At 72.5% G+C, this 12,819-nt stretch carries 11 protein-coding genes and 1 pseudogene; 6 read left to right on the top strand and 6 right to left on the bottom strand.

What is annotated here, in order from left to right:
- Positions 1-7: 7 nt before the first annotated feature.
- Together L6E17_RS12205 and L6E17_RS12200 are read right to left on the bottom strand one after the other, a co-directional pair.
- Positions 8-199, bottom strand: coding sequence for a DUF397 domain-containing protein (locus L6E17_RS12205; protein WP_236240774.1), 192 nt, complete (start codon positions 197-199; stop codon positions 8-10).
- Entirely contained in the window at positions 196-1,041 is an 846-nt protein-coding gene (locus L6E17_RS12200) for a helix-turn-helix transcriptional regulator (protein WP_236240773.1), read from the bottom strand. Before L6E17_RS12200 ends, L6E17_RS12205 begins: the two co-directional genes overlap by 4 nt.
- A 156-nt stretch (positions 1,042-1,197) precedes the next feature.
- Here L6E17_RS12200 and L6E17_RS12195 point away from each other — a divergent pair, with 156 nt between their 5' ends.
- Positions 1,198-1,653, top strand: coding sequence for an ATP-binding protein (locus L6E17_RS12195; protein ID WP_236240772.1), 456 nt, complete (start codon positions 1,198-1,200; stop codon positions 1,651-1,653).
- A gap of 469 nt (positions 1,654-2,122) precedes the next feature.
- Here L6E17_RS12195 and L6E17_RS12190 read toward each other — a convergent pair whose 3' ends face one another.
- On the bottom strand, positions 2,123-2,509 hold the full coding sequence (locus tag L6E17_RS12190) for an SH3 domain-containing protein (RefSeq protein ID WP_236240771.1): 387 nt from the start codon (positions 2,507-2,509) through the stop codon (positions 2,123-2,125).
- A 427-nt stretch (positions 2,510-2,936) separates the two neighbouring features.
- Positions 2,937-4,004, bottom strand: coding sequence for a LacI family DNA-binding transcriptional regulator (locus L6E17_RS12185; RefSeq protein ID WP_236240770.1), 1,068 nt, complete (start codon positions 4,002-4,004; stop codon positions 2,937-2,939).
- A 125-nt stretch (positions 4,005-4,129) separates the two neighbouring features.
- Between L6E17_RS12185 and L6E17_RS12180 the strand changes: the two genes are divergently transcribed.
- From L6E17_RS12180 to L6E17_RS12160, 5 genes and pseudogenes are all read left to right on the top strand, one after another.
- Positions 4,130-5,296 carry a Gfo/Idh/MocA family protein gene (locus L6E17_RS12180; RefSeq protein WP_236240769.1) on the top strand — a complete coding sequence of 389 codons (1,167 nt, stop codon included), beginning with the start codon at positions 4,130-4,132 and terminating at the stop codon, positions 5,294-5,296.
- On the top strand, positions 5,293-6,465 hold the full coding sequence (locus L6E17_RS12175) for a dihydrodipicolinate synthase family protein (protein WP_236240768.1): 1,173 nt from the start codon (positions 5,293-5,295) through the stop codon (positions 6,463-6,465). The genes L6E17_RS12180 and L6E17_RS12175 overlap by 4 nt, the downstream gene beginning before the upstream one ends.
- Positions 6,466-6,503: 38 nt before the next feature.
- A pseudogene (locus L6E17_RS12170) lies at positions 6,504-7,281 on the top strand (sugar phosphate isomerase/epimerase family protein).
- 431 nt (positions 7,282-7,712) lie between these two features.
- Positions 7,713-9,950, top strand: coding sequence for an ATP-dependent RecD-like DNA helicase (locus L6E17_RS12165; protein WP_236240767.1), 2,238 nt, complete (start codon positions 7,713-7,715; stop codon positions 9,948-9,950).
- Between the two features lie 171 nt (positions 9,951-10,121).
- Positions 10,122-11,411 carry a citrate synthase gene (locus tag L6E17_RS12160; RefSeq protein WP_236240766.1) on the top strand — a complete coding sequence of 430 codons (1,290 nt, stop codon included), beginning with the start codon at positions 10,122-10,124 and terminating at the stop codon, positions 11,409-11,411.
- A gap of 496 nt (positions 11,412-11,907) precedes the next feature.
- Here L6E17_RS12160 and L6E17_RS12155 read toward each other — a convergent pair whose 3' ends face one another.
- Both L6E17_RS12155 and L6E17_RS12150 read right to left on the bottom strand, forming a co-directional pair.
- Complete coding sequence (locus L6E17_RS12155) at positions 11,908-12,225, bottom strand: heavy-metal-associated domain-containing protein (protein ID WP_236240765.1); 318 nt, start codon at positions 12,223-12,225, stop codon at positions 11,908-11,910.
- Between the two features lie 130 nt (positions 12,226-12,355).
- On the bottom strand, positions 12,356-12,553 hold the full coding sequence (locus L6E17_RS12150; protein WP_236240764.1) for an AlpA family transcriptional regulator: 198 nt from the start codon (positions 12,551-12,553) through the stop codon (positions 12,356-12,358).
- Positions 12,554-12,819: the final 266 nt, after the last annotated feature.

Below are 12,819 nucleotides of genomic sequence, written 5' to 3'. Positions count from 1 at the left end.
GGCAGCGTCACACGGCGGGCCCGCCGGGGCGGCGCAGGAAGCGGGCCCAGGCGGTGGGGGAGACGGTGATGGCGGGGCGCCCGGTGTCCTTCGAGTCGCGGACGTGAACGGAGCCGGTGCTGTGGGCGACTTCGACGCAGTTTCCGCCGCCGCCGCCGCTGTAGCTGCTCTTCAGCCAGTGCAGGTCTCGGGTGCTCATGGGGCTCCTCGCATGTGCTTCAGCAGACTCATCGAGGACTCGGAGTCAAGGGCCTGTCCTCGCATCCTGCCATAGCGCTGAAGCAGCGTGCCGACCTGGTTTCGCTCGCTGAAGAGAAAGCTTGTGTCGTGGCTTTCCGCGTAGCCGATCCATTCGCGGCCAGGTGTCTCCGCCAGGTAGAGCGGCCCGTCGAGCCCTGCGTGTCCCAGGCGGCGCGTTGGCATGATCAGTAGCTCCACGTTGCGGAGTTCGGCGCAGGACAACAGGTGGTCGATGAGGCATCGGGTCACGTCGGACCCACCCAGGCCGCGCTCGATGACGTGCTGCTCGATGATGAACCCGAACGCGGTGTTACCGCGTTCCGTGAGGAGCCTCTGGCGCTCCAACCGGGCAGCAAGACGCACTTCCAACTGCTCATCGGTCAGCGGAGGTAGGTAGTTGTCGTGCACCACCCGCATGTACGACTCCGGTTGCAGCAACCCAGGGACCAGGCGGCATTCGTACGCGTACAGCGTCAATGCCTCTTCCTCGATGTCGGCCCAGCGCTGGAACCACGATGCCAGCCCGGCCTTCCGATTCAGCTTCTTCGCAGCTGCCTTCAGAGCGCCCGCCGCTGCCGAGCCGAGAATCGGTTCCACCCGCTCGGGCAGATCGCGCGGCGGGAACCGCCTCCCTTGCTCGATCTTGGAGATGTAGTGCACTGAGTACCGGACCTTCGGGGCGAAGCTCTCCTGCGTCAGGCCCGCACCTTGACGTAGCGCCTGGAGGACTGCGCCATACACCTGAAGCCCCTCGGAAAGCTCCTCTGCCGATCCCTTGTCCCCGCCGCTGTCGAATGCCATCGCCGCCCCGCTTCCGCTGCTCGGTGTGTGCCTCACCCGACAGGGAAATCCTTACGGTGCGTGACTCGCCCAGTCCAGCGAGTGAGCTGGTACAAATCGATCTGTACCAGTGGAGTGCCTGGTAGCGCGTGCAATTCGCGCGTCAGTCTGGCAGGCATGCCAGTGATCAGGGCCCAAGAAGCCGTCACCGTAAGTGTGTTCGCCCAGCGCTTCAGCTCCACGCGGCGCGGTGCGCAGCTCGCGCGGATGCTCGCCGCGCACCAGCTGCACGTCTGGGGCGTGCCGTACGACAGTCCGCACAGCGACGCCGTGCTGCTGGTCGTGGCCGAGCTGGCCGCGAACGTGGTGCTGCACGGCTGCGTGCCCGGCAGGGACTTCGAACTGCGCCTCCTCCGGGACCAGGGGGCGGGCCGCGTACGGGTCGAGGTGTCGGACACCCACGACGGGCGCCCCGTGCTGGCGCCCGCGCCGGTGGACGGCGAGCACGGACGCGGGCTGCTCCTCGTGGACGCCGTGGCGTCCCGGTGGGGAGTGGCGCGGCGACGGGGGCCGGGCAAGACGGTGTGGGTGGAGGTCGACTGCCCGGGGACTGCCGTCAGTGCCGGACCCTAGGGTGCTCGGTCTGGTCACTGCGGTGGAGGCCCTTCCCCGCCGCCAGGTGAGCGCCGTCTCGGCCCGCGGCGTGCCGCTCGGCGGTGTCGCGCAGGGGCTGCGGAGCCTGCCGCCGCTTCCGCTCCCGCTCCTGCTGCCGCTTCCGGTGCACGGCCCCGGTGACCGGGGCCGTGGGGCTCGCCGTGCCGCTCAGGTGACGTCGACGCGGTCGGTGTGGTCGGGGCGGGTGCACGCGTCGTCCCGCCCGCCGTAGCAGGCGTGCGCGAGGTCGCGGCTGCTGCGCTCGAAGTCCCAGCAGGCTCAGCACGTCGGCTACGCCGAAAGACGGCAGCCCGAGAAGGAGTTGCCGTCCGGTGCGGCCCGGTTCAGTGCGCGCTCGGTGATCTCCACGAGCGGGACGGTGTCGCCGGCGGGGCCGCGGCCGCCAGGCCGGGCGCGGGAGGCCGCGCCCGGCGCTGGGCATGCGGTGTCAGTGACGGCACCACGGGATGTAGTCGAGGTTCTTCACGTAGCGGGCCGACACCCAGCCGTGGCGCTTGTCGTGGTGCTTGTCGAGCAGGTACCAGATGTGGTTGCCCTTGATCTTCTGGCCCTTGACCTTGCACTTCAGCTTGACGACATCGCCCTTGTGGACGTGGCCGACCGTGTCGGAGTGGGTGGTGGGCTTCTTGCGGACGTTCAGGGTGCGGGCGAGCACCTTGCCGCGCTGCTTGTCGTGCTTGGGGTGCGCCGCGACGGTGGTGGTGTCGCCACCGGCCGGGGCGGCCTGGACGGCGGGCGCGGTCATGGCGCCGAGCAGACCGAGCGCGAGCGTGCCCGTGGCGAGGCCGATGGCCGCCTTGGTGTTCCCTCTCATGGGGTTCCCCTTCTCGTGAGGTGCGGAGAGCGGGGGACGCCGCCCTCCACGGGCCACGAGAGCCCATGGGCGTCCGGCGGTGCGTCCGGCGCGCGGGCCGCTTAGCCCGGCCGGGGCAGGCACTCCACTCGTACGCGCCAACGGGCGGGAGCCCGGTGCGGGCCCGGTGCGGGCGCGGGCGGTGGAGCACCTCAGGGGAAGCGCCCCGCCCTCGACCCCCGCCGCCCGGCCACCGCGCCGCGCTCTTCAGCGGAGCGCCCCGCGCACCTGCCGCCGCGTCCACGGCCCCGCGTCGCCCAGTCCCGCGCCGAGCACCCCGCCCCGCCCCGCGCCGCCCCGCGCAGGGCAGCCGCCGCCCGGCGGCCGCCCCGCCCAGGGCAGCCGCCGCCCGGTGGCCGCCCCGCCCCTCAGCGGAGCGTCCCGCCCTTCAGCGGAGCGCCCCGTCCCGGGGCGGTGCCGTCGAGGCGCGTAGGGTCAGCTCGCCGCGGACGGTGGCGACGCCGCCCAGGGGCGGGGCGTCCGCGCCCATGGCGAGGCGGCCCGCCCGTACGCCCGCCTCGTGCAGGGGGAGGCGGACCGTCGTCAGGGACGGCACCGCGTCCAGCGAGAACGGCAGGTCGTCGAAACCGGCCACCGAGACGTCCTGCGGGATCCGCAGCCCGGCCTCCCGCAGTGCCGCGCACGCGCCCAGCGCCACCGTGTCGTTCGCCGCGACGACCGCCGTCAACGACGGTTCCCGGGCGAGGAGTTCACGTGTCGCCTCGTATCCGGAGGCCCGCGTGTACGCCCCGTACACCAGCAGTGCGTCATCCTGGTCCGGCAGTCCGGCGGAGCGCAGCGCCTCGCGGTGGCCCTCCAGGCGGTGCCGGGTCGTCGTGCGCTCCGCCGGCCCCGCCACGTAGCCGATCCGCCGGTGCCCGAGGGACAGCAGGTGCTCCGTCAGCCGCCGGGCCCCGCCGCGGTTGTCGAAGGCGAGGGTCGCCGTCACGGTGTCGCCGGGCACCGGCGGGCGGCCCAGCAGCACCACGCGGGTGCCCGCGTCCGTCAGCTTGGCGAACTTCGCCGCCAGCGCCGCGACGTGCTGCGGGTCCTCCAGGGCGCCGCCGGTCACCACCACGGCCGCGGCGCGCTGGCGCTGGAGCAGCGTCAGGTAGGTGAGTTCGCGTTCGGCCGAGCCGCCCGTGTTGCAGACGACGGCCAGCTTCTCGCCGCCCGCGCGGCCGGAGCCGGCGTCGCCGATGGCGGACTGCACGGCGCCCGCCATGATCCCGAAGAAGGGGTCGGCGATGTCGTTGACGAGGACGCCGACCAGGTCGGAGGCGGCCGCGGCCAGCGCGCTCGCCGGGCCGTTGAGGACGTAGTCGAGCTCGTCGACCGCGCGCAGCACCCGCTCCCTGGTGGACGCGGCCACCGGGTAGTTGCCGTTCAGCACCCGCGAGACGGTCGCCGGGGACACCCGTGCGCGTGCCGCCACATCGGCGAGGGTGACTGTCATCGCGTCCCTCCGGAGGAGAAGTCGGGCGCGGCCCTTGTCCGCGCCGCACTCGGCAGGCTAGCGTCACGACGCATAGAAAGCGCTTGCTATCAAGCGTTGGACGGCTTCACTCCGGGAGGGGACCTGTGACACGCAGGACAGTGCGGATCGCCATGAACGGCGTCACGGGACGGATGGGCTACCGCCAGCACCTGGTGCGCTCCATCCTCGCGATCCGCGAGCAGGGCGGGCTCGACCTCGGTGACGGCCGGGTCCTGTGGCCCGAGCCGGTCCTCGTCGGGCGCCGCGAGCACGCCCTGCGCGCCCTCGCCGAGCGCCACGGGCTCACCGAGTGGTCCACCGACCTCGACGCCGTCCTCGCCGACGAGCGCACCGACGTCTACTTCGACGCCCAGGTCACCTCGGCCCGCGCCGAGGCCCTCACCAAGGCGATCGGCGCCGGCAAGCACGTCTACACCGAGAAGCCGACCGCCGCCGGCCTCGACGGCGCCCTCGGCCTGGCCCGCCTCGCCCGCGGCGCCGGCATCAAGCACGGCGTCGTGCAGGACAAGCTCTTCCTGCCGGGCCTGCTCAAGCTGAAGCGGCTGATCGACGGCGGGTTCTTCGGCGAGATCCTCTCCGTGCGCGGCGAGTTCGGCTACTGGGTCTTCGAAGGCGACTGGCAGGAGGCCCAGCGGCCCAGCTGGAACTACCGCGCCGAGGACGGCGGCGGCATCGTCGTCGACATGTTCCCGCACTGGGAGTACGTGCTGCACGAGCTGTTCGGCCGGGTGCGCAGCGTCAACGCCCACGTGGTCACGCACGTCCCGCAGCGCTGGGACGAGCAGGGCAAGCCCTACGCCGCCACCGCCGACGACGCCGCGTACGGCATCTTCGAGCTGGCCGGCGAGGCCCTCGCGCCCGGCGCCGTCGCCCAGATCAACTCCTCCTGGGCGGTGCGGGTCCACCGCGACGAACTCGTCGAGTTCCAGGTGGACGGCACGCACGGCTCCGCCGTCGCGGGCCTGCGCGGCTGCCGCGTGCAGCACCGCTCCGCGACCCCCAAGCCGGTCTGGAACCCGGACCTGCCCGTCACCCACTCCTTCCGCGACCAGTGGCAGGAGGTCCCCGACAACGCCGGCTTCGACAACGGCTTCAAGGCCCAGTGGGAGCTGTTCCTGCGCCACGTCGTGCTCGACGAGCCCTACCGCTGGGACCTGCTCGCCGGCGCCCGCGGCGTCCAACTGGCCGAGCTGGGGCTGAAGTCCTCCGCCGAGGGCCGCCGCTTCGAGGTGCCGGAGCTGTCGCTGTGACCGCGCTGAGGCTGCCGAACCCCGACGGCTCCACCCGCGCGTACCGGCCCCGCGGCGAACCGCGCCGCTTCGCGGCGGGTGCCCCGCTCGCCTCCCGTACGGTCTTCTCCGCCGCGCACGTCGTCGCCGACCCGTACGCCGACACCGCCCCCGACTCCCCGGCCGCCGTCGACTGGGACGCCACCCTCGCCTTCCGCCGCCACTTGTGGGCGCACGGCCTCGGTGTGGCGGAGGCCATGGACACCGCGCAGCGCGGCATGGGCCTCGACTGGTCGGGCGCCGCCGAGCTGATCCGCCGGTCGGCCGCCGAGGCCCGCGCGGTGGGCGGCCGCATCGCCTGCGGCGTCGGCACCGACCAGCTCCCGCCCGGCCCGGCCTCCCTCGACGAGGTGCGGAAGGCGTACGAGGAGCAGCTCGCCCTCGTCGAGGAGACCGGCTCCCAGGCGATCCTCATGGCGTCGCGCGCCCTCGCGGCCGCCGCCCAGGGCCCCGACGACTACCTCGCGCTCTACGGCCACCTCCTGCGCCAGGCGGGCGAGCCGGTCGTGCTGCACTGGCTCGGCCCCATGTTCGACCCGGCGCTGGAGGGCTACTGGGGGTCGGCCGACCTGGACGCGGCGACGGACACCTTCCTGGAGGTGGTCGCCGCGCACCCGGACAAGGTCGACGGCGTCAAGATCTCCCTGCTGGACGCGGGCCGGGAGGTCGACCTGCGCCGCCGCCTGCCCGAGGGCGTGCGCTGCTACACCGGGGACGACTTCCACTACCCGGAGCTGATCGCGGGCGACGAGCCGGCGGCGGGAGGGCGCTTCAGCCACGCCCTGCTGGGGATCTTCGACCCGCTGGGCCCGCTGGCGGCGGAGGCGGTCCGGGTCCTGGACACCGGTGACGTGAAGGGGTTCCGCGAGCTCCTCGACCCGACGGTGGAGCTGTCCCGCCACCTCTTCCGGGCCCCCACCCGCTTCTACAAGACGGGTGTCGTCCTCCTGGCCTGGCTCTCCGGCCACCAGGACCACTTCACGATGGTCGGCGGCCTCCAGTCCGCCCGCTCGCTGCCGCACCTGGCCCGCGCGTACGAACTGGCCGACGGGCTCGGTCTCTTCCCCGACCCGGAGCTGGCCCGCGACCGCATGGCGGCGCTGCTGACGGTGAACGGCGGCATCCGGTGAGCGCCGTCGGGGACCTCTCCCGGTTCAGCATCAACCAGATGACGGTCCGGCAGCTCGCCCTGCCCGACCTTGCCGCCCACTGCCTGCGCCTCGGTGTCCCCGGCGTCGGCCTGTGGCGCGAGCCCGTCCGGGAGTACGGCGTCGAGGCCGCCGCCAGGCTCGTGCGGGACGCGGGCCTGGCCGTCACCAGCCTGTGCCGGGGCGGCTTCTTCACCACGGCCGCCGGCCTGGACGACAACCGCGCGGCCGTCGACGAGGCGGCGGCGCTCGACGGACACGCTGGTGCTGGTCTGCGGCGGCCTGCCCCCGGGCAGCAGCGACCTCCACGCGGCCCGGGGGCGCGTCGCGGACGCTCTGGCCGAACTGGCGCCGTACGCGGCCGACCGCGGCGTGCGGCTCGCCATCGAGCCGCTGCACCCGATGTACGCGGCCGACCGGTGCGTGGTCTCCACCCTGGACCAGGCCCTGGAACTCGCCGAGCCGTTCCCCGCCGCGCAGGTGGGCGTCTGCGTCGACACGTACCACGTCTGGTGGGACGACCGCGCCCCGGCGGCCGTGGACCGCGCGGGCGCGCAGGGCCGCATCCACGCCTTCCAGCTGGCCGACTGGACCACCCCGCTGCCCGCGGGCGTCCTGACCGGGCGCGGCCAGATCGGGGACGGCTGCGTCGACCTGCGGGCATGGCGGGCACGCGCCGACGCGGCCGGCTACACGGGCCCCGTCGAGGTGGAGCTGTTCAACGACGCCCTGTGGGCCCGCGACGGCGTCGAGGTCCTGGAGGAGACGGCCCGACGCTATGTCGAGCACGCCCTCTGAGCGGCCGGCCAAACGGCAGCCGGGCTTCCGAAAAAATCACCCCCCGCATCCGTGCAACCCTTTGGGCGTGACGGGTGTCGTATGTATCGGCAGAGCCCGAGAGGGGGGACCCGGGGGGGGAAACCAGGAGGGCTCGCGCCAGGGGGGGAGGAAGGGGCCCGGTCCGTCGTCGGACCGGGCTCCTCCGGTATACCGGGCCCCGCCGGTACCGGCTGAGCCCGGCTGCCCGCGAAGCATGGCCCTGCCGTGCCGGACGGCTCCCGCCGCCGGGGCCAAGGCCCGCCTCCGGCCCGGCCCGTGAGCCGCAGCCGCAGCCGCACGCCGCGGAGGCCGCCGCACTTCCGCGAGACCCTGCACTCCGCCCTGCCGCGCGGCCGCCGGCCGCGCACCGTGCGCGCCCGGCTGTCGGAGGCGCCCGGTAGCGTCGGGGCATGGCGCAGTTGGCTGTGGTCGAAGGGGTCCTGGAGCGGATCACGTACTGCAACGAGGAGAACGGCTACACCGTGGCCCGGGTCGACACCGGGCGGGGCGGCGGGGAGCTGCTCACGGTCGTGGGGGCGCTGCTCGGCGCCCAGCCGGGGGAGTCGCTGCGGATGCGGGGGCGCTGGGGCTCCCATCCGCAGTACGGGCGGCAGTTCACCGTCGAGGACTACACGACCGTGCTGCCCGCGACGGTGCAGGGCATCCGGCGGTACCTCGGTTCCGGCCTGGTCAAGGGCATCGGGCCGGTGTTCGCGGACCGCATCACCCGCCACTTCGGCACGGACACCCTGAGGATCATCGAGGAGGAGCCGGAGCGGCTCGTCGAGGTGCCGGGGCTCGGGCCGAAGCGGACGAGGAGGATCGCGGAGGCGTGGGAGGAGCAGAAGGCCATCAAGGAGGTCATGGTCTTCCTGCAGAGCGTCGAGGTGTCGACCTCCATCGCCGTGCGGATCTACAAGCAGTACGGCGACGGCTCCATCGCCGTGGTCAGGGAGCAGCCCTACCGGCTGGCCGCCGACGTGTGGGGCATCGGGTTCCTCACCGCCGACCGCATCGCCCGGGCCGTCGGCATCCCGCACGACAGCCCCGAGCGGGTGAAGGCGGGGCTGCGGTACGCGCTGTCGCAGTCCGGCGACCAGGGGCACTGCTTCCTGCCCGAGGAGCGGCTCATCTCGGACGCCGTGCAGCTGCTCCAGGTCGACACCGGGCTCGTCATCGACTGCCTCGGGGAGATGGCGCAGGACGAGGAGGCCGGGGGCGTCGTGCGGGAGCGGGTGCCCGGGGCGGACGGGGAGCCGGTCACGGGGGTGTACCTGCTGCCGTTCCACCGCGCCGAGTGCTCGCTCGCCGGGCAGCTCCTGAGGCTGCTGCGGGCCGGGGACGACCGGCTGGCGGCCTTCCGCGACGTGGCGTGGGACAAGGCCCTGGCGTGGCTCGCGGACCGCACGGGGGCCGAGCTGGCGCCCGAGCAGGAGGAGGCGGTGCGGCTGGCGCTGACCCGGAAGGTGGCGGTGCTGACGGGCGGGCCCGGCTGCGGCAAGTCGTTCACCGTGCGGTCCATCGTGGAGCTGGCCCGCGCCAAGCGCGCCAAGGTCGTCCTGGCCGCCCCCACGGGCCGGGCGGCCAAGCGGCTGGCGGAGCTGACCGGCGCCGAGGCGTCCACCGTGCACCGGCTGCTGGAGCTGAAGCCCGGCGGGGACGCCGCCTACGACCGGGACCGGCCGCTCGACGCCGACCTCGTCGTGGTGGACGAGGCCTCCATGCTGGACGTGCTCCTCGCCAACAAGCTGGTCAAGGCCGTCGCGCCCGGCGCGCACCTGCTGCTCGTGGGGGACGTGGACCAGCTGCCCAGCGTGGGGGCGGGGGAGGTGCTGAGCGACCTGCTCGCCCCCGGCGGGCCCGTGCCCGCCGTGCGCCTCACGCGGATCTTCCGGCAGGCGCAGCAGTCCGGGGTGGTGACCAACGCCCACCGGATCAACGCGGGCGAGTTCCCCGTGACGAGCGGGCTGCCGGACTTCTTCCACTTCGTGGAGGAGGACACCGAGGAGGCCGGGCGGCTCACCGTCGACGTCGCGGCCCGGCGGCTGCCCGCGAAGTTCGGGCTGGACCCGCGCCGCGATGTGCAGGTGCTCGCACCCATGCACCGCGGCCCCGCCGGTGCGGGCACGCTGAACGCGCTGCTCCAGCAGGCGATCACCCCGGCCCGCCCCGACCTGCCGGAGAAGCGGCTGGGCGGCCGGGTCTTCCGCGTCGGCGACAAGGTCACCCAGATCCGCAACAACTACGAGAAGGGGGAGAACGGCGTCTTCAACGGGACGGTCGGCGTGGTGACCGCGATCGACGGGGACGAGCAGCGGCTGACCGTGCGGACCGACGAGGACGAGGAGGTGGGCTACGACTTCGACGAGCTGGACGAGCTGGCCCACGCCTACGCGGTGACGATCCACCGGTCGCAGGGCAGCGAGTACCCGGCGGTGGTGATCCCGGTCACCACGGGCGCCTGGATGATGCTCCAGCGGAACCTGCTCTACACGGCCGTGACCCGCGCCCGCAAGCTGGTGGTCCTCGTCGGCTCCCGCAGGGCGATCGGCCAGGCGGTGCGGACCGTCTCCGCTGGTCGGCGGTTCACCGCGCTGGACCACCGGCTGTCCGCGGCGCTGCCGGTGGGAAACATCACCAAGGATTGATCAGGACTTTCCCAACCGGGGCGAAGGGGGCAAGATGTGCAGGTTGACGGCACTGAGTGCCGCCAATAGGCGCAATGGTCGACCCCGAGTGCACTCTGCTGAGCCAAGTGGGGGATGGTAGAGACAGTCAGGGCACCTCGAAGAAGAGGCACTACGTCGGTGAGGGATGACGTGAGCGAGAACTCTGTAGTACTGCGGTACGGCGACGGCGAGTACACCTACCCGGTGGTCGACAGCACCGTGGGCGACACGGGCTTCGACATCGGGAAGCTCCGCGCGCAGACGGGCCTGGTGACGCTGGACAGCGGCTACGGCAACACGGCCGCGTACAAATCGGCGATCACCTACCTGGACGGCGAGCAGGGCATCCTGCGGTACCGCGGCTACCCGATCGAGCAGCTCGCCGAGCGCTCGACCTTCCTCGAGGTGGCCTACCTGCTGATCAACGGCGAGCTGCCGAAGGTCGACGAGCTGGCGGGCTTCACCAACGAGATCACCCAGCACACGCTGCTGCACGAGGACGTCAAGCGGTTCTTCGACGGCTTCCCGCGGGACGCCCACCCGATGGCCATGCTGTCGTCCGTGGTCAGCGCGCTGTCCACGTTCTACCAGGACAGCCACAACCCGTTCGACGAGGAGCAGCGCCACCTCTCCACGATCCGGCTGCTCGCCAAGCTGCCCACGATCGCGGCCTACGCCTACAAGAAGTCGATCGGCCACCCGTTCGTCTACCCGCGCAACGACCTCTCGTACGTCGAGAACTTCCTGCGCATGACGTTCTCGGTGCCGGCGCAGGAGTACGACCTCGACCCGGTCGTGGTCTCGGCGCTCGACAAGCTGCTCATCCTGCACGCCGACCACGAGCAGAACTGCTCCACCTCCACGGTCCGCCTGGTCGGCTCCTCGCAGGCGAACATGTTCGCCTCGATCTCCGCGGGCATCTCCGCCCTGTGGGGCCCCCTGCACGGCGGCGCCAACCAGTCCGTGCTGGAGATGCTCCAGGGCATCCAGGCGAACGGCGGCGACGTCGACACCTTCATCCGCAAGGTGAAGAACAAGGAGGACGGCGTCCGCCTGATGGGCTTCGGCCACCGGGTGTACAAGTCCTTCGACCCGCGCGCCAAGATCATCAAGGCGGCGGCGCACGACGTGCTGTCGGCGCTCGGCAAGTCCGACGAGCTGCTCGACATCGCGCTCAAGCTGGAGGAGCACGCGCTCGCCGACGACTACTTCGTCCAGCGCAACCTCTACCCGAACGTCGACTTCTACACCGGTCTGATCTACCGGGCGATGGGCTTCCCGAGCGAGATGTTCACGGTGCTGTTCGCCCTCGGCCGGCTGCCGGGCTGGATCGCCCAGTGGCACGAGATGATCAAGGAGCCCGGCTCCCGCATCGGCCGCCCGCGCCAGATCTACACCGGTGTGGTCGAGCGCGACTTCGTGCCGGTCGAGGCCCGCTGAGCGGCTGACCTCCGACGGGGGGCCCGCCCCCCGTCACCCGCTCCGCCGTAGTGCGAGAAGCGAGAAGCGCCCCGCCTGCCGATCCCCCCACGGGTCGACGAGCGGGGCGCTTCCCATGTCCCCGACAGCGGATTCCCCCCACGGGATCCGGTCGGGCGTCTGCCGCGCGATCTGCCGGGGTACGTACGGATCGGGAGGGCCGCTCAAAGCTCCCCGGTGCACGTGCCCCGGCCAACGCTTGCCTGGGATGTCCCCCAAGACACCCCATGAACGTCCCCCAAGACGTTCTTGGCATCGCCCATTTAGACTCGCGAGCCATCCAAATGGTTACCCCCAAATATCTGTGATCTAGGTCTCTTTGTGAAGGTCTGGTGAGTCACGTGAAGGTGAATTCACGTGCGCTCCGACCCTGAGCGGGGCGGCAGAACGGGCCGTACCGCACCAAAAGGTGCAGCACGGCCCGTAGGGCGGCGGGGGTCCCCGCGCGGGTTGCCGCTCAGGCGGTGGCGCGGCCCACCAGGGTGTAGCCGGCCTCGTCGACGGCGGCGCGTACGGCCTCCTCGTCCAGCGGTGCGGCGGAGACGACCGTCACCCGGCCGGTGGCGGCCGCCGCCTCGACCGACACGACACCGGGCAGCGCCGAGACCTCCTCGCGCACGGCGCCCTCGCAGTGGCCGCAGGTCATGCCCTTGACCTCGTAGACCGCGGTGACGCCGGCGCTCTGCCCGGTCGCCGCCTCGCCGCGGCCGGAGCCGTTCGACGAGCAGCAGGAGCCGCCGGCCTGGGGCAGTTCGGTCCTCGTTTCGGGGGTCATGACGTTCTCCTCCGGTGTGTGTGCGGGTGCGGGCGGTGGCGCTGGTGGGCGCGGGGCGCCTCGCACGTGCCATGTTATACCCCTAGGGGGTATGAAGCGAGGATCTTCGTGCGGGCGCCGCGCGTCCGGCTCAGTCCCGGCGGTTGCGGTTGCCCGGCCGGTTCGCCACCCAGGCGCGCACGGTGTCCGCGTACCAGTACGGTTTTCCGCCCTCCACGTGGTCGGGGCGGGGCAGCAGCCCGTGCTTGCGGTAGGAGCGGACCGTGTCCGGCTGCACCCGGATGTGGGCGGCGATCTCCTTGTACGACCAGAGCCTTCTGTCCGTCATCGTCAGGCACCTCCCTGGACGCGCCGCGGCGCGACCCGGGCGGGGTCGTCGGGGGAGCCGCCGGCGCGGACTGGTGATCACCAGCCCTGTGCCCTTCGGCAACGCAGAGTGACCGGATCCGGACGGACTGTGGAGCATCTGTGACCGGAAACCCGCGTGATCGAGACAAGTGTGACGGGAGGGAGACAACCGGACGGCATGGGTAGGACAGGGGTGTCTACGGCGACGGGGGAACGCCCGACACAGTGTCGGGCGCCGCCCCGGGA

The sequence above is a fragment of the Streptomyces sp. CC228A genome, assembly GCF_021390935.1.
Taxonomy (GTDB): domain Bacteria; phylum Actinomycetota; class Actinomycetes; order Streptomycetales; family Streptomycetaceae; genus Streptomyces.
Note: the sequence above shows the minus strand (reverse complement) of the source record. Positions and strands in the feature narration are given on the sequence as shown.